General features: G+C 72.4%; 14 protein-coding genes. 6 read left to right on the top strand and 8 right to left on the bottom strand.

All coding sequences use genetic code 11. The features are described from left to right. Positions 1 to 6: 6 nt before the first annotated feature. Both ACIG0D_RS16520 and ACIG0D_RS16515 read right to left on the bottom strand, forming a co-directional pair. On the bottom strand, positions 7 to 753 hold the full coding sequence (locus ACIG0D_RS16520; protein WP_365762286.1) for a response regulator transcription factor: 747 nt from the start codon (positions 751 to 753) through the stop codon (positions 7 to 9). Continuing rightward, positions 753 to 2,048, bottom strand: coding sequence for a PspC domain-containing protein (locus ACIG0D_RS16515; protein ID WP_399800884.1), 1,296 nt, complete (start codon positions 2,046 to 2,048; stop codon positions 753 to 755). The genes ACIG0D_RS16520 and ACIG0D_RS16515 overlap by 1 nt, the downstream gene beginning before the upstream one ends. A 179-nt stretch (positions 2,049 to 2,227) precedes the next feature. On the opposite strand from ACIG0D_RS16515, the gene ACIG0D_RS16510 reads away from it, so the two are divergent. Next, positions 2,228 to 3,898 carry a PspC domain-containing protein gene (locus ACIG0D_RS16510; protein ID WP_399800881.1) on the top strand — a complete coding sequence of 557 codons (1,671 nt, stop codon included), beginning with the start codon at positions 2,228 to 2,230 and terminating at the stop codon, positions 3,896 to 3,898. Beyond that, entirely contained in the window at positions 3,885 to 4,097 is a 213-nt protein-coding gene (locus tag ACIG0D_RS16505; RefSeq protein WP_399800878.1) for a hypothetical protein, read from the top strand. Before ACIG0D_RS16510 ends, ACIG0D_RS16505 begins: the two co-directional genes overlap by 14 nt. Before the next feature lie 194 nt (positions 4,098 to 4,291). On the opposite strand, the gene ACIG0D_RS16500 is transcribed toward ACIG0D_RS16505, so the two are convergent. Both ACIG0D_RS16500 and ACIG0D_RS16495 read right to left on the bottom strand, forming a co-directional pair. Beyond that, on the bottom strand, positions 4,292 to 4,828 hold the full coding sequence (locus tag ACIG0D_RS16500; RefSeq protein WP_399800875.1) for a DoxX family protein: 537 nt from the start codon (positions 4,826 to 4,828) through the stop codon (positions 4,292 to 4,294). 174 nt (positions 4,829 to 5,002) lie between these two features. Further along, positions 5,003 to 6,292, bottom strand: a complete 1,290-nt coding sequence (locus tag ACIG0D_RS16495; RefSeq protein WP_399800872.1) for a hypothetical protein — start codon at positions 6,290 to 6,292, stop codon at positions 5,003 to 5,005. A gap of 175 nt (positions 6,293 to 6,467) precedes the next feature. Between ACIG0D_RS16495 and ACIG0D_RS16490 the strand changes: the two genes are divergently transcribed. Then, on the top strand, positions 6,468 to 7,373 hold the full coding sequence (locus ACIG0D_RS16490) for a DUF4429 domain-containing protein (RefSeq protein ID WP_399800870.1): 906 nt from the start codon (positions 6,468 to 6,470) through the stop codon (positions 7,371 to 7,373). 91 nt (positions 7,374 to 7,464) lie between these two features. On the opposite strand, the gene ACIG0D_RS16485 is transcribed toward ACIG0D_RS16490, so the two are convergent. After that, positions 7,465 to 8,259, bottom strand: coding sequence for a class II aldolase/adducin family protein (locus tag ACIG0D_RS16485; protein ID WP_399800867.1), 795 nt, complete (start codon positions 8,257 to 8,259; stop codon positions 7,465 to 7,467). Between the two features lie 116 nt (positions 8,260 to 8,375). Here ACIG0D_RS16485 and ACIG0D_RS16480 point away from each other — a divergent pair, with 116 nt between their 5' ends. After that, positions 8,376 to 8,849: a pyridoxamine 5'-phosphate oxidase family protein gene (locus ACIG0D_RS16480; RefSeq protein ID WP_399800865.1), complete on the top strand. Its 474-nt coding sequence runs from the start codon at positions 8,376 to 8,378 to the stop codon at positions 8,847 to 8,849. Positions 8,850 to 8,903: 54 nt separating this feature from the next. Here ACIG0D_RS16480 and guaA read toward each other — a convergent pair whose 3' ends face one another. After that, a complete protein-coding gene (guaA, locus tag ACIG0D_RS16475; RefSeq protein ID WP_399800862.1) occupies positions 8,904 to 10,484 on the bottom strand; it encodes a glutamine-hydrolyzing GMP synthase in 1,581 nt (526 codons plus the stop codon). A 367-nt stretch (positions 10,485 to 10,851) separates the two neighbouring features. Between guaA and ACIG0D_RS16470 the strand changes: the two genes are divergently transcribed. Both ACIG0D_RS16470 and ACIG0D_RS16465 read left to right on the top strand, forming a co-directional pair. Continuing rightward, on the top strand, positions 10,852 to 11,181 hold the full coding sequence (locus ACIG0D_RS16470; RefSeq protein ID WP_399800859.1) for a chorismate mutase: 330 nt from the start codon (positions 10,852 to 10,854) through the stop codon (positions 11,179 to 11,181). 681 nt (positions 11,182 to 11,862) lie between these two features. Next, entirely contained in the window at positions 11,863 to 12,900 is a 1,038-nt protein-coding gene (locus ACIG0D_RS16465) for an LPXTG cell wall anchor domain-containing protein (RefSeq protein ID WP_399800857.1), read from the top strand. Between the two features lie 81 nt (positions 12,901 to 12,981). Here the strand turns inward: ACIG0D_RS16465 and ACIG0D_RS16460 are convergent, their stop codons facing one another. Together ACIG0D_RS16460 and ACIG0D_RS16455 are read right to left on the bottom strand one after the other, a co-directional pair. Beyond that, entirely contained in the window at positions 12,982 to 14,802 is a 1,821-nt protein-coding gene (locus ACIG0D_RS16460; RefSeq protein WP_399800855.1) for a GMC family oxidoreductase N-terminal domain-containing protein, read from the bottom strand. A 55-nt stretch (positions 14,803 to 14,857) separates the two neighbouring features. Continuing rightward, positions 14,858 to 16,477 carry a succinic semialdehyde dehydrogenase gene (locus ACIG0D_RS16455; protein ID WP_399800852.1) on the bottom strand — a complete coding sequence of 540 codons (1,620 nt, stop codon included), beginning with the start codon at positions 16,475 to 16,477 and terminating at the stop codon, positions 14,858 to 14,860. Positions 16,478 to 16,479: the final 2 nt, after the last annotated feature.

Below are 16,479 nucleotides of genomic sequence, written 5' to 3'. Positions count from 1 at the left end.
CGCCCCTCACACCAGGCGCCGCGCCGTCGCCCATCTCGTCAGCTCGTGACGGTTGGACAGCTGGAGCTTGCGCAGGACGGCGGAGACATGGGACTCGACCGTCTTCACGGAGATGAACAGCTGCTTGGCGATCTCCTTGTACGCGTACCCCCGGGCGATGAGCCGCAGCACCTCCCGCTCGCGCTGGGTGAGACGGTCGAGGTCCTCGTCGACCGGCGGGGCGTCGGTGGAGGCGAACGCGTCGAGCACGAAGCCGGCCAGCCGCGGCGAGAAGACCGCGTCGCCCTCCTGGACCCGGAAGATCGAGTCGATGAGGTCCGAGCCGGTGATCGTCTTCGTCACATAGCCCCGCGCGCCGCCGCGGATGACCCCGATCACGTCCTCCGCCGCGTCCGAGACGGACAGCGCGAGGAAACGGACCGGCTGCTCGGTGTCGGCCATCAACGCGGCGCAGCGGCGCAGCACTTCCACCCCGCCGCCACCCGGCAGATGCACGTCGAGCAGGACGACCTCGGGCCGGGTCGCGGTGATGACGCTGACCGCCTGGTCGACGTCGGCGGCCTCTCCGACGACCTCGACGCCGGTCTGCTCGGTCCGGCCGATCTCCGCCTGCACGCCCGTGCGGAACATCCGGTGGTCGTCGACGAGGACGACGCGCACCCGCCGGTCGCCGGTGCCCTGGCCGGCCGGCTCCGCGGACTCGGCCGGTTCCGCCGCTGACGCTGTCCCGTTCGCCTCGGTCGGGTCGCTCATCACGTGTTCTCCGCCCTCTCCATTTCCAGCTCGACCTCCGTGCCGCCGCCGGGCACCGCCCGCAGCCGGGCCGTGCCGCCGTTGCGCTCCATGCGGCCGATGATCGATTCTCTGACGCCCATGCGGTCGGCGGGTATCGAGTCGAGGTCGAAGCCGGGGCCGCGGTCCCGCACGGACACGAAGACCGTCCTGCCCTCGACCTCGGCGTAGACCTGGACGGCGCCGCCCTCGCCACCGTACTTGGCGGCATTCACCATCGCCTCGCGTGCTGCCTGCATCTGTGCGCCGGTCCGGTCGTCGAGCGGGCAGTCGCCGACGACCACGACCTCTATGGGTACGCCGTGCTTGTCCTCGACCTCGGCGGCGTTGCGCCGCACCGCCTCGGCGAGCGTGGTGGGTTCGTCGTCCTCGTCCTTGCCGGTGCCCTCCGGTTTGTACAGCCAGGTGCGCAGGTCGCGTTCCTGGGCGCGGGCGAGGCGGCGGACCTCGCCCGGGTTCTCCGCGTTGCGCTGGATCAGCGTGAGGGTGTGCAGCACCGAGTCGTGGACGTGGGCGGCGACTTCGGCACGCTCCTGCGCGCGGATGCGCATCAGGCGCTCCTCGGACAGGTCCTGGGTCATCCGCACCAGATACGGGCCGGCGAGCAGGGTGATGCCGACGAGCACGGCGAGGGCGGCCTGGAGCACCGAGCCGAGGTGGGCGGCGGAGCCCTGGAGGACGAAGATGCCGGAGACACCGGCCGTGACCAGCAGGACGCCGGCCCCGGCGCGCAGCAGGGTGAGCGTGCGCCGGCGGCGGCCGACCTCGACCCAGCGGGCCCGGCGGGCGTTGTCCGCCTGGCGCCAGACGAGGGCGACACCGGCGCCGACGAGGACGGCGGGCCAGAGATAGGCCTGGGCGGCGCCGCCGAGGTTGACGCTGCTGACGAAGACCATCGCCACGACGACCATGAGCAGCAGCGCGACGATCTGGCCCTTGTCAGGTCTGCGGGTGACAAGTCTGCGGCGGCCGTCGGGCGAGGTCTCGGTGGCGGCGAAGGACGGCGGCCTGTCCGCGTCGACGCCGCCGACGCCGAGCGGCACGAAGAACCAGAACGCGGCGTACAGCAGCGCGCCGAGGCCGTCGGCCATGAACAGGCCGACGAAGACCAGGCGGACCCAGATCACGGGCAGCCCGAGATGCCCGGCGAGCCCCCGCGCCACGCCCCCGAGCCAGCGTCCGTCACTGCTGCGGTAGAGCTTGCGCGGCGGCCGCGGTTCGGCGAGTGGCGCTGCTGCGGTTGCGGCTTCCGGCATGCCATCGATGGTCACACGGCGGGCGGGCCCGGGCATCAGGGTCGATCCCCGAGACACCCCTGATCTTCGGGCGGGCGGGGTGTCGTACCGATCCCCGGTCGCGGGTCAGGGGCGATATCAGGGTCGGGCCAGGGTCATTCCCACTGCCGCCGGGGCGGCCCGGCCGTCACCATGGACGCATGACTGATCACCAGCACGCCGCGGATTCCGGGCCCGACGCGGGCTCCGCGTCCGACCCGGCGACCACGGCCTCCGCGGGTGCGGAATCGCGCGCGCACGAGCGCGCGGGCACGCACGGGCGGGCGGACGCGCGCGATCAAGGGGACGCGCCGGCGGAGCTGGACACGAACGGACAGCCGGGCGCCGCCGACGAGGCGGCCCGGGCCGAAGGAGCACGGGTGAACGGGGCGACACCGGCCGACGGGACCGAACCCCCGACCGGGACCGGGCAGCGGGCGGGCACGTCCGGCGACATGGGTGCGCCCGGGGCGTCGGGCACGCCCGGGAACACGGGGACGCCGGGTGCCGGGCCGGCGAGCCCCCGGGAAACCGGCGGACCGGAGGCGGAGCGGCCGGTCGAGGGGCTGCTGGGCTTCCGGCGGGACCGGCGGCACAAGATGTTCGCCGGTGTCTGCGCCGGGCTGGGGCGGCAGTGCGACATGGACCCGGTGATCTTCCGGATCACCCTCGCCGTGCTGGCCGCCACCGGCGGCATCGGCCTCATCTTCTACGGCTTCGCCTGGCTCCTCGTCCCGTACGACGACGAGGAGGAGAACGAGGTCCGCAAGCTGCTGACCGGCCGAGTGGACGGCCAGGCGCTGACCGCGGTGCTGTTCGCGCTGGTCGGCTGCGGGGTCTTCCTGTCGATGCTGAACAACGGCGGTGTCCTCACGTTCGCCGTCGTCCTCTCCGTGCTGCTGGCGGGCGCGGGGTACTGGTCGCGGCGCCGCGGCGCCCCCGACCCGGATCCGCTGGCCGCGCAGGCCGCCGCCGACGCCCCGCCGGAGGCCCAGGCGCCGCCGGCGCCCATCGCCTACTCCTGGTGGCGCGACCCGATCGTGAAGGACGGCACGCACGTCGGCGGCACCGGCTATCTGTGGGGCCCGAGGGATGCCCGGGACCATGACATCGCGGCGACCGTCAGCCTGAGCCTCGACGAGTATCCGCACGGCCGCGAGGCCCGCGGCGTGCCCCGCCAGGAGCCGCCGAAGCCGCGCGGCCCCCGCTGGATCGGCGGCTGGGTCTTCCTGCTCGCCCTTGTCGCGGGTGGCCTCGGCACCGCGCTGACCTGGCACGGGCATCCGCTCGGCACCAGCTTGCAGACCGGCCTGTCCTGCGCGCTCGCCGTCTTCGGCCTGGGCATCGCGGTCAGCGCGTTCCTCGGGCGGACGGGCGCGGGATCGGTGTTCCTCGCGGTCGTCACCGCGGCGCTGCTCGCCGGCTCGGCCGCGGTGCCCAAGGACATCGGCACACAGTGGACCCGGACCACATGGCGGCCGGCGGCGGTGGCGGACGTGCGGGAGAAGTACGACCTCGGCACCGGTGTCGGCACCCTGGACCTGTCCCGGCTGGACCCGGCCGACGGGCGGACGCCGTCCACGGCGGCCCAGGTGGGCATCGGGCGGCTGCGGGTGATCGTGCCGCCGGACGTGACGGTGAAGGCGGTCATCGAGGTGGGCGTGGGCGACATCCGGCTGCCGGGCGACAACAGACGGGACGTGGACGTCGCACCGGGCAGGTACAGAGAGGTCACGCTGGAGCCGAAGGCGGGCACGAAGGGTGCCGGCACGATCGACCTCGACCTTCAGGTCGGGATGGGACAGGTGGAGGTCAGCCGTGCTGCGTCATGAGTTCCAGCCGGGCAGGCTCGTCGCCGGATGCGTCCTCGCCCTCGCGGGCGTCGTCTACGCCGGGGACGCGACCGGCGCCTGGGACACACCGTGGTTCCTGGTGATTCCCCTCGTCGTGGGCGGCCTGTGCCTGGCCGGTGCGGTGGGCCTCCTGGGCTGGGCCGTACGCCGCAGACAGTCCCGCCGCCAGCCGGGCTAGGGGGTGTCTCGTCGATCAAGCCGGATCAGCGAGCGGCGTCTGGTGCCGTGCATCGCAAGGCGGAGGAGGGAGTCGATGCGATGGGGGTCCCCCCGCGCGAGCGCAGCCGAGCGTGGGGGAATCGGCGACCGACGACAACGCGGCGAGGCACGGTGCCAGACGCCGGGAGCCCGGCATGATCGGCGAGACACCCCCTAGACCGAGTCCGCGTCCCGGATCCGGCCCCGGCGCCGTGCTCGCAGGGCCGCGTCCACGGAGAGGTACGGCGCGCCGGCGAGGACGAGGGGCAGCCAGGCCATCAGGTAGGCGAGGTCGTTGCCGTAGTAGTAGGGGTCGGAGGCCCAGCTCACGGTCAGCCACAGGCTGAGGGAGATCAGTGCGCCGCCGAGGGCGGCGAGGCGGGCGAAGAGACCGAGCAGGGTGCCGATGCCGACGGCCAGTTCACCGACGGCGATGGCCGTGCCGAAGGCGACCGGGTTCTCGAGGGCCAGGTCGACCAGGGCGGGGATCGCCGAGGAGTCGCGCACGGTGCGCATCATGTCGCCGACCGACCCGGAGCCGCCGTCCTGGAGGAACGCGCTGTCGGTGAGCTTGTCCAGGCCGGCGTAGACGAACGTGATGCCGAGGAAGAGGCGCAGCGGGAGAAGCGCGTAGTGGGTGGCGGTGTCCCGCCGGCCGCCACCGCCGCCCACGGGCGAGGTGTGGGTGTCCGGACGAATACCGTAAGTCATCGCTGTTCGCCGCCTCCCGCCCGCCGTGCCGTGACCCCTCATCAGACGATACGTACGAAAGAGAGGACCCGCTCACTCATGTTCCAGCCGCTTTCCGGCCGTCCGGGCCGCTCACCGCACGCGCTGACGCACCGGCTCGGCCGCCTCGGCCACGACCGGCTGCGCCGCCTCGGCCTACTCCGTCACCTCGATCACGTACGGGTTCGTCTCCACGCCCGCCGCCGTCACGACCTGCACGGTCACCCGGCCCGGCTCGACATCGGCCGGCACGGGGACGGTGAGCAGGGTGTCGGTGGGGTTGCTGAAGCCGCCGGTCACGGGCACGAGCGGGACATGGACGTGAACCGCCCCGATCCGTACGGCCATCCGCGACAGCCGGTCGGCGCCCTGCGCGCCCGGCGGGAGGAATCCGGCGCCGCGGATCTCGATGTCCTCGCCGGTGCGGATGGGCGCGTCGAGGTCGCCGGCCTCCCTGGCCCGTACGACGGAGAGGATCACGGGGCGCCCGCCCTCGGAGTACTTGCCGGCGAGGTAGGTCGCGGCCGAGATCAGGACGACCACCGCGAGCCCCCAGGGCAGGTCGGGCAGTTGGTCCGGGCGGCGGGCCAGCCTGACCACACCGAAGACGAGGGCCACGGCGCTGATCACCACGTACTGGAGGTCGGCGAAGCTGCCCCGCCCCGAGTCGTCGGTGAGCAGATCGGCCGCCCGGGGACGGTCCGCGCGGACCTTCTGCAGCCGCTGGGCGAGCACCCGCAGCCCGACCACCCGCCGCACCAGCACCGCGATCGCGCACACCACGGCGAGCACGGTCACCACACCGGCGCCGCGCGCGAGTTCGAGGCCGGCGATCAGCGCGTCGCGCTCGTCGTCGTCCGAGGCGGCCGCCATCTGCCCCGCCAGGACCAGCACCGCGTAGGCGACGAACAGCACCCACGCCGCGGCCACGGCACGGGAGGTGGACAGCCGGTTGTCCTCGCCGATCACCGGCGCCAGCGCCCCGCCGCGGGCCCGATGGAAGAAGGAGGCCGCCGTCAGCGCCCCGGCCACCACGAGCGCGGCGAGCAGACCGGCGGTGCGGGCCGCCGTCCAGCCCGTGCCGATCGCGGTGAGCGCCTGCACCAGCAGCAACAGCACGACGAGCGCCCACACCGTGAACGCCGTCCGCCGCCACAGCCGGGCCAGCCAGGCCTCGCCCTCAGCGCGGCCCCGTTCGGCGACGAGCTGCGCGGACTGGGTGAGTTCGTCCGAGACCCACTGGCGGGAGGCCGAAGGGGAGTGCGCGACCGCAGGCGGCAGCCCCTGTCCGGCCGCGAACTCGTCCCGCTTCAGCAGGAACGCGGCGACGGCCCGCCGATGCCCCTCGCGTGCCCCGTGCGGGCAGTCCCCGCCGGTACAGCCGCCGCCGTGGGCGCCTCCGTACCCTCCGGGCTCCGCACCCTGTCTCGCCTCCTGTACCGCCACGCCCGACGCCCGCCCTTCCCGGCCACCACCCTGCGACGCCCGTTAGACGCCGCCGTACAACTCCCCTGCGACGACAGCGAATTGTGCCCTATACCACGCCGTTTACGTCTGGCGGTTCTGGTCAGGGCGGGTGAAATCGTGACCGCCGTGTTGACCCGGCTGGGAGAATTTCGCTATGGCCGAGATCATCCAGCGCGACGGCACCTGGGTCTTCGACGGCACAACGGTCCGGATCACGCCGGGACTTCACCGGTCGGTGCCGCTGTTCCGGCAGACGTACGGGGAGATCACGGTGCCGCTGGAGGCGGTCTCCTCAGTGGTGCACGAGCCCGATCGCAAGCGCGGCCGGCTGCGGTTGCGGCTGCGGGAGGGCGCGGATCCCCTGCTCCAGGCGACCTCGGGCCGGCTGCCGGACGCGGCCGACCCCTACCGGCTGGTGGTGGACGCGGACCGGGCGGGGGTCGCCGAGTACGTGGCGGAGGAGATCCGGCGCGCCCTGCTGCTGGACGAGATCCCCAAGGAGCCGACCACGAGCTATCTGCTGCCCGGGCCGCCGGTGCCGGTGTCGGTGCGGTCCTCGGACGGCACGGTGTCCTTCGACGGGACGCGGGTCAGGATCGACTGGAGCGAGACCTCCGACCGGGTGAAGCGGGCGACGGGTCCGCGGATCATCGAGATCGGCGATCTGGAGAGGGTCGAGTGGCTGCCGAACTCGGGGGCGGAGGACGGCTTCCTGCGCTTCGTGACCGCGGAGGCGGGGGCCGGGAGACTCCCGCCGGAGAAGGACCCGTACGCGCTCGACCTGTGGGGCAGCACGCGCCGGGATCTGCTCACCGCGCTGGTCGCCACGGCGGTCACGGCCCGTCTGCCGCACCCGTCGACCCGCACGGGCGGGGAGCCCGCCGACGCCCGGCCGCACCGGCAGCCCACCGCGCCGCCCACCCCGCCGGCCCCGTCCCGGGACGACCACCACGACGTGCTGCTGCGCCGGCTGCGGGAGCTGGGCGAGCTGTACCGGGACGGGGTGCTCACGGAGGAGGAGTTCACGCGGGTCAAGGCGGCGGTGCTGCGGGGCTTCTGACCGAGCGACGCGCACGCCCCCGTCGCTCGGCTCGTCCCGGCGGCGCGGGCGCTAGGCGTCGGGAGCCCGGCGTGATCGGCGAAGCACCCCCCTAGCTCAGCAGGTCGGGTTCGCTGCGGGTGATGTCCTGCCACAAGGGCTGGTAGTTGATCCAGGCCACCAGGTCGCCGCCCAGCTGCTCGCGGGTCGCCACGGCCGCCTTGTGGTCGATCCTCACCGGCCGGCCCGCCGCGTGCGCGGTGAGCTGGACCTGGCAGGACCGCTCCATCGACAGGAACCACCAGGCGGCGGCGTCGACGGAGTCGCCGACGGTCAGCAGTCCGTGGTTGCGCAGGACCAGTGCCTTGCGGGAGCCGAGCGTGGCGGCGATCCGGCGGCCTTCCTCGGCGTCGACGGTGACGCCGGTGTAGGCGTCGTACAGGGCGACGTCCTCGTAGAAGGCGCAGCTCTCCTGGGTGATGGGCTCGATGAGGTCGCCGAGGGCGGCCAGGGCACGGCCGTGCACGGAGTGGCAGTGGGCGACCGCGACGACGTCCGGGCGGGCGGCGTGGACCTGGGCGTGGACGGTGAAGGCGGCCTGGTTGACGTGGTAGCGGCCCTCGACGACCTGTCCGTCGGCGTTGGCCAGCACCAGGTCGCTGACGGTGACGTGCTTGAACGGCATGCCGAAGGGGTTGACCCAGAAGCAGTCGCTGAACTCGGGGTCGCGGGCGGTGATGTGGCCGGAGACGCCGTCCTCGAAGCCGAGCCGTCCGAAGATCCGCAGGGCGCCCGCCAGCCGTTCCTTGCGGTGCCGGCGCTCCTCCTCGACCGTCTCGTGCATCGGCGGCATGGCGAACCGGAGCCGGTCGGTGGGCAGGGGTGGGGGTGGGGTGGGCCCGGGCATTGCTCCTCCGGCGCTGGGGTGCGGTACGGGCGGGAAGCTACCGGTGGTCGGCGGAAGAGAACAGACCCCGACCAAAGGCGACAGAGGATGTCGGAATTCGGCGCCACACTCGTCGTATGGGAGCAAACTGGGAAACCTTCGTCACCGCCGAACCCGATCTCGCGAAGACCGTCGAGGAACGCTTCGGGGCGTTCACCCACCACGTCCTCGCGACGCTCCGCAAGGACGGCTCGCCCCGGACGAGCGGTCTGGAGGTGCGTTTCCTGAACGGGGAGCTGTGGCTCGGCATGATGCCGGACTCGCTGAAGGCGCTGGATCTGCGCCGTGACCCGCGGTTCGCGGTGCAGGCGAATCCCGGCGAGGGCACCGGGATGGGCGGCGGGGACGTCCGGATCAGCGGACGGGCGTTCGAGGTGACCGACGCGCGGGTGAAGGCCGCGTACACGAAAGAGGTGGAACCGCCGGAGCCGTTCCACCTCTTCCGCACCGAGCTGACGGAGGTCACGCGGACCTACGTGGAGGACGACAAGTACCTCGTCGTCCAGGTCTGGAAGCCCGGCGCTCCCCTGCGCACGATCAAGCGCACGTAGGGGTCACGCGCACGCGGGGATCACCCGCGCGCGGGGATCACCCGCAGCCGCGGGTCACTCCCACTCGATCGTCCCCGGCGGCTTGGACGTCACGTCGAGCACGACGCGGTTGACGTCGCGGACCTCGTTGGTGATCCGGGTGGAGATCCGGGCGAGGACGTCGTACGGCAGGCGCGACCAGTCGGCCGTCATGGCGTCCTCGGAGGACACCGGGCGCAGGACGATCGGGTGGCCGTAGGTACGGCCGTCGCCCTGGACGCCGACGGAGCGGACGTCCGCGAGCAGGACCACCGGGCACTGCCAGATGTCGCGGTCGAGGTCGGCCGCGGTCAGCTCCTCGCGCGCGATGGCGTCGGCCTCGCGCAGCAGGTCCAGGCGCTCCTTGGTGACCTCGCCGACGATCCGGATGCCGAGGCCCGGGCCCGGGAACGGCTGGCGCTGGACGATCTCCTCCGGCAGGCCCAGCTCCTGGCCGACCATCCGGACCTCGTCCTTGAACAGCTTGCGCAGCGGCTCGATCAGCTTGAACTCGAGGTCCTCGGGGAGGCCGCCGACGTTGTGGTGGGACTTGATGTTGGCGGCGCCGGTGCCCCCGCCGGACTCGACGACGTCCGGGTACAGGGTGCCCTGGACCAGGAACTCGACCGCCGGGCCCTCGTCCGCGATGATCTCGGCCTGCGCCTGCTCGAAGACGCGGATGAACTCGCGGCCGATGATCTTCCGCTTCTCCTCGGGGTCGGTGACCCCGGCGAGCGCCTTCAGGAACCGCTCCTCGGCGTCGACGACCTTCAGCTGCACGCCGGTCGCGGCCACGAAGTCCTTCTCGACCTGCTCGGTCTCGCCCTTGCGCATCAGGCCGTGGTCGACGTAGACGCAGGTCAGCTGGGAGCCGATGGCCTTCTGGACCAGGGCGGCGGCCACGGCGGAGTCGACGCCGCCGGACAGACCGCAGATCGCCCGCTTGTCGCCGACCAGCTCGCGGATGGCCTCGACCTGCTCCTCGATGACGTTGCCGGTCGTCCAGTTGGGCTTCAGGCCGGCGCCGCGGTAGAGGAAGTGCTCCAGGACCTGCTGGCCGTGCGTGGAGTGCATGACCTCGGGGTGGTACTGGACGCCGTAGAGCTTCTTCTCGTCGTTCTCGAAGGCGGCGACCGGGACGACGTCCGTGGAGGCCGTGACGGTGAAGCCGTCGGGGGCGGCGGAGCAGGCGTCGCCGTGCGACATCCACACGGCCTGCTCGTCCGGGGTGCCCTCGAAGAGGGTGGAGGAGGGGCGGGAGACGTGCAGCGGCGTGCGGCCGTACTCGCGGGCGCCGGTGTTGTCGACGGTGCCGCCGAGGGTCTGCGCCATCAGCTGGAAGCCGTAGCACATACCGAAGACGGGGACGCCGGCCTCGAAGATCTCGCGGTCGAGACGCGGGGCGCCCTCCTCGTACACCGACGAGGGGCCGCCGGAGAGGATGATCGCCGCCGGGTTCTTGGCGAGCATCTCCTCGACCGGCATGGTGCTCGGGACGATCTCGCTGTAGACCCGGGCCTCGCGGACTCGGCGGGCGATGAGCTGGGCGTACTGCGCGCCGAAGTCGACGACCAGGACGGTGTCGGGGGCGGCGGCAGCGGGAGTCGCTGATGACACGGGGTGCCTTCCGGCGGTTGGGCTGGTCCTTGTGCTTGTCGATTCTACCGAGACGGGCATGGGGAACGGCCCGTCGCTATCTCCGATCACGGCTCCGACGCGCCGGTTGTGACGAACGCCGCTTGCCAGGGCCACCCCCCGCCCGTGCATACTGAGCCCCATGCTCACGCACCAGACCTACGCCTTTACCTATGGCAACCGGCCCGCCGGCTGCCATGGTCGTGCTGCTTGAGCAACTGACAAGCGACTTCCCAGGCGCCCCGGGCCGACAAGGTCCGGGGCGCCTGGCGTTTTCTCCGGTTCCTGTCGGCTCCCGGGGCACCGCGTCCGACCACCCCGTCCGACCACGCACCCCGAGGAGCCCCACATGACCGCGACCGCAGCGACGACGACCACCACGGCTGCTACCACCACGGCTACGACCACGGAGAAGACCGGCGCGCGCACCCCCGAGGCCGCCGATGTGATCACCGGCGCCCGCGAGCGGATCGACGCCCTGGACGACCGGATCATCGGTCTGATCCAGGAACGGATGGCCGTCTCGGCCGTCATCCAGCAGGCCCGGATCCGCTCCGGCGGCCGGCGCGTGAACCTCTCCCGCGAGATGGAGATCCTCGGCCACTACAGGGACGCCCTGGGCAAGCCGGGCACGGCGCTCGCGATGACCCTGCTGGAGCTGTGCCGCGGCAAGATCTGACCGCCGGCCCCCGGACCCGGACGCCCGGCGCCGAACCCGCGCGCCTGGACGTACGTGCGCATCCCCTCTCACCCGTACGGCGCGTGACCGCCCCGCGGGTCGCTTCGTTGGTCCCGGTGCCCGTGCCAGCCAGGCGCGGGCCCGAAAGAACCACGCGTGGCTCGCTGGGGCGATGAGACGTACGGATCGTGCCGTGCGTCGTGGGACCTCGCTCCAGGGAAGTGACCGGACGGCAGGGGACAGCAGCCCGGTCACCCAAGAGAACGGCCGGCTCCGGGGACGCCCGGGGCCGGCCGGCGGAAAGACCCTGACCCGTCGAGTCCCCGAGCGGGCAGGCGTTCCCGCATCGATCAGAGACCCAGACCAACGGCGCAGCCCCCCGGCGCCGCTTCCCCTGGCACCGGTGCCGCCCTGACACCGGTGCTGACGAACGAAGGGCCCCGCGGCTGCGTCCCGCGGGGCCCTTCGGCGTGCCCGGCGGCCCGCCACAGGCGCCCCCGCCCCGAGCGCCGACTCGATGTGATCCAGGCCACATAAAAATTCTGTGAGACGCCGGACAACCATTCACACCACTCACGGATCAAACCTGCTGAAACAAGGGTCACAACCGCGCCCCACGCGGGGCGGCCCTCCGCCCCACGCGTGCTGCGTCGCCCGCAGCACCGGACATTCGAGGTCTTCATGAAGCTTCGCCGCGCCATGGCCGCAGCGGCCGCTACGGCAGCGATAGCCCCGCTGGCGCTGCTCTCGGCGCCGGCCGCGTTCGCGACCGAGGACACGTCCTCCGCGAGCCCGTCCGTCACCGCGACGGAGACGGTGTCCGAGTCCGCGACGCCGACGCCCACCGCCTCGGCGAGCGAGACCGCGCCCGAGCCGACGGGTTCCGCCACCGAGACCAGCCCGGCTCCCACCGGTTCCGCCACCGAGACCTCCCCGGCGCCGACGGGTTCGGCGACCGAGACGAGCCCGGCGCCGACCGGTTCCGCGACCGGGTCGGCCTCTCCGTCGCCGTCGCCGAGCGAGTCCGCCGAGCCGGACCCCATCTGCGCCGACCCCGGTGACGAGTCCGTCGGCCTCAGCGACGACCTGCGCAGCGGTCTGTCCGGCCTGGCCGACACGATCGTCGCGGGCAGCGGCTGGGAGCAGTTCTCCTTCGACGTCTCCAACCGCGGGGACGAGGAGATCAAGGACATCAAGCCGCTGATCGGCGTCGCCGCGATCGGCTGGGACGAGCAGGACTACTCCGGTGAGATCACGGTCCAGGTCCGCGACAAGGCCTCCGGCACCTGGTCGACGATCGCCAACACCGGCGGCGAGGGCGGTACGTTCCCCGCGTTCTCGCTGGGTGCGGGCCAGTCCATCTCCTTCGAGATGCGGCTGAGCGTCAGCGGTGAGGTGCCCGACGCGATCGGTCTGACCGGTGGCTTCGCCCAGTACGCCGACGAGGAGGGCTGCTGGATCGCCGACGACCCGAACGGCTGGCTGTACTTCTTCGACATCCTCGCCGCCGGCTCCGAGGCCCCCAAGCCGGGTGACGCCAAGCCCCAGACCGGTGGCATGGCCGACCTCGATGACGTCAACTCGGTCGACGTCACCGGCAGCCTCGCCGAGACGGGTGCCGGTTCCGCCCTGCCCATGATCGGCCTGGTCGGCGGTGCCGCCGTCGTCGCCGGTGCGGGCGCGGTGTACATCGTGCGCCGCAAGAAGGCCGAGGCGTAAGCCTCAGCGGCCACAGCGCCGTACAGACCAAGAGGGACCTGCGCTCGGAGGGGGGCACAGGTCCCTCTTAGCGTTTCCGCCTCACGCCTCCTGCGGCTCCTGCTTCTTCGGCGGCACCGCCGGCATCCCGAGGAACGGCAGCCGCAGCGCGCCGAACGCGTCCGCGGGGACCGTCGGCTGCTTCGGCTCGACCGGCTTCAGACGTTCGTACGCCGCTCCCTGCGCCGGACGCGGGTCGGCCTCGCCCTTGTTCGGCCAGTACGACATGGCCCGCTCGGCCTGGGCCGTGATGGTCAGCGACGGGTTGACGCCGAGGTTCGCGGAGACCGCCGAGCCGTCGACGACCGAGATGCCGGGGTGGCCGTAGAGCCGGTGGTACGGGTCGATGACGCCGGTCTCGCGGGAGTCGCCGATCGGGCAGCCGCCGAGGAAGTGGGCGGTGAGCGGCGTGCCCATCAGTTCGCCGACGTTGGACCCGGCGAAGCCGTTGATGGAGGCGGCGAGCGCGTCGGCGCCCTCCGCGGCGGCCTTGATCTGCTTGGGGTTGGGCGCGCCGTGGCCCTGGCGGGCGGTGAGCAGGCCCTTGCCGAGGCCGGACGGTTTCAGATAGGTCGTCAGGGAGTTGTCCAGCGACTGCATGACCAGGCCGATGATGGTCTTCTCGGACCAGCGGCGGTTGGACAGCGAGCGCAGCATCAGCAGGGGATGGCGGGCGGCGTTGCCGAGCCAGGCCAGCAGCCGGGAGGAGCCTTCGGCGTACGGCACTTGCAGGATCGACAGGCTGCCCATCGAGTTGGAGCCCTTGCCGTAGCGCACGGGTTCGATGTGGGTGTTCTCGTCCGGGTGGATGGAGGACGTGATGGCGACGCCGCGGGTGAAGTCGGGCCGCTCGCCGCTGACCTTGCGGTAGCGCCGGTCGGTGGTCTGGGCGCCGACGAGGGCCTCGGAGTTGGTGCGGGTCAGCATGCCGAGCCGGTCGGATATGTGCGGCAGCCGGCCGCTCGCCTTCATGCGGTGGAGCAGGGTCTGGGTGCCGTAGGTGCCGGCGGCGAGGACGACCTGGCGGGCGGTGAAGGTCCGGCCCTTGCCCTTCTTCTTGTTGTCGGTGGGCAGGGTCGCGATCGCGTAGCCGCCGCGGGAGTCCTCGGTGACGGAGACGACCGTGGTCATCGGGTGGACGACGGCGCCCGCCTTCTCGGCGAGGTGGAGGTAGTTCTCGTTGAGGGTGTTCTTGGCGCCGTGGCGGCAGCCGGTCATGCACTCGCCGCACTCGGCGCAGGCTCTGCGGGCGGGGCCCGCGCCGCCGAAGTACGGGTCGGGAACCTCCTGGCCGGGCCTGGCCTTCACGGTTCCGTCGGCGTCCTGGCCGTCGCCGAAGAAGACGCCGACCGGCGCCATGTGGAAGGTGTCGCCGACGCCCATGCGCCGGGCGGCGTCCTTGAGGTGGACGTCGGAGGGCGTCATCGTCGGGTTGAGCCGTACGCCGAGCATGCGCTGGGCCTGGTCGTAGTACGGCCGCAGCTCGTCCTGCCAGTCGGTGATGTGGCGCCACTGGGGGTCGTCGAAGAACGCCTTGGGCGGGACGTAGAGGGTGTTGGCGTAGTTCAGCGACCCGCCGCCCACGCCCGCGCCTGCCAGGACCATGACATTGCCGAGCAGGTGGATGCGCTGGATGCCGTACATGCCGAGCTTGGGCGCCCAGAGGTAGTTCTTCAGGTCCCACGAGTTCTTCGGGAGGGTGTCGCGGGTGAAGCGGCGGCCGGCCTCCAGGACGCCGACGCGATAGCCCTTCTCGGTCAGGCGCAGGGCGGTGACCGAGCCGCCGAAGCCTGAGCCGACGACGATGACGTCGTAGTCGTACCCGTTTTCGTCCCGGGTCTGGACGGACTTCTCCTGCGACACGTGCTCTCCTCGTCGAGAACGGCGGGTGGGGCCGAGACCGGGCTCGGGGCCTGTCCTAGCGGAAGCGGAACGCCTTCATCAGCCGCAGGCTGCGGGTCATGAACGCCGCGTACTTCTCGTCGTCCATGCCGAGCGACGGCGCCATCGGCAGCAGCCGCTGGTGGGCGACCGTCTGGGCCTCGGTGTACTTGAGGATGCCCTCGGCACCGTGGCGGCGGCCCAGACCGGAGTCCTTCATGCCGCCCATCGGGGACTGGACGCTGCCGTAGGCGGGGGCGTAACCCTCGTTGATGTTGACGGTGCCGGTGCGCAGCCGGGCGGCGACGGCGTGGCCGCGGCGGGCGTCCTTCGTCCACACCGAGGAGTTCAGGCCGTACGGCGTGGAGTTGGCGTGTTCGATCGCCTCGTCCTCGGTCGTGAAGCGGTAGAGGGAGACGACTGGGCCGAAGGTCTCCTCGGAGCAGACGGCCATGGGTTCGGTGACGCCGTCGAGGATGGTCGGCTCGTAGAAGTACGGGCCGACGTCCGGGCGGGCGACGCCGCCGGCCAGCACCTTCGCGCCCTTGGCCACGGCGTCCTCGACATGCCGCCGGACGGTCTCCAGCTGGCGCTCGCCGACCAGGGAGCCCATGTCGGCGCCGTACGCCAGGGCCGTGCCGAGCCGCATGGCCTTGGTGCGGGCGGCGAAGCGCTCGGCGAAGGCGTCGGCGATCGACTCGTGGACGTACAGCCGCTCGATGGAGATGCACAGCTGGCCCGCGGAGGAGAAGCAGGCGCGGACGGCGCCCGCCGCGGCCTTGTCGAGGTCGGCGTCCTCCAGGACCAGCATGGCGTTCTTGCCGCCGAGTTCGAGGGAGACGCCGACCAGGCGGGCGGCGGCCCCCTGGGCGACCTCGCGGCCGGTGCGGGTGGAGCCGGTGAACGAGACGTAGTCGGCGTGCCTGACGACCTCGGGGCCGACGACCGGGCCGTCGCCGAGGACTACCTGGAAGACCTCGGCGGGCAGCCCGGCCTCGATGAGCAGGTCGCGGGCCCACAGCGCGGTCAGGCAGGTCTCCGTGTCCGGCTTCATCACCACGGCGTTGCCCGCGACGAACGCGGGGAGCGCGTCGCCGACGGACAGCTCCAGCGGGTAGTTCCAGGGGGCGATCTGGCCGACCACGCCGCGCGGGTGGCGCAGTTCGAGGACCTTCGTCAGGGTCGGTACGGCGCCCGCGTGCCGCTTGGGCTTCAGATAGGCGGCGGCCTTGCGGCCGTAGTGGCGGGCGGCGACGGCGACGGCCTGCACCTCCTCGTGGGCGTGCAGGCGGGCCTTTCCGGTCTCCAGCTGGATGAGGTCCAGCACCTCGGCCTGGCGCTCCAGGACCAGGTCGTGGAAGCGGAGCAGGACGGCGGCGCGGTCGCGGACCGGTGTGCGCTCCCAGACCGGCTGCGCGGCGCGGGCCGCCTGGAACGCCTTCTCCACGTCCTCGGGCGTCGACTCGGGCAGGTCGGCCAGCTTCTCACCGGTGAACGGCGTGTGGTTGGCGGTCCGTCCGGAGCCGGTCACCCCCTTGGTGAGCTGGGCGATCAGCTCGGGTGTGACGACATCGGCGGCGGTGCGGACGCCCGCCGGGACGGGGGCGACGGGGTTGGTGGCGGTACCGGCCTTCTCAACAGCCTGCGCGTCGGTCATGA

Source organism: Streptomyces sp. NPDC052773, from assembly GCF_044547145.1.
Taxonomy (GTDB): Bacteria; Actinomycetota; Actinomycetes; order Streptomycetales; family Streptomycetaceae; genus Streptomyces.
Note: the sequence above shows the minus strand (reverse complement) of the source record. Positions and strands in the feature narration are given on the sequence as shown.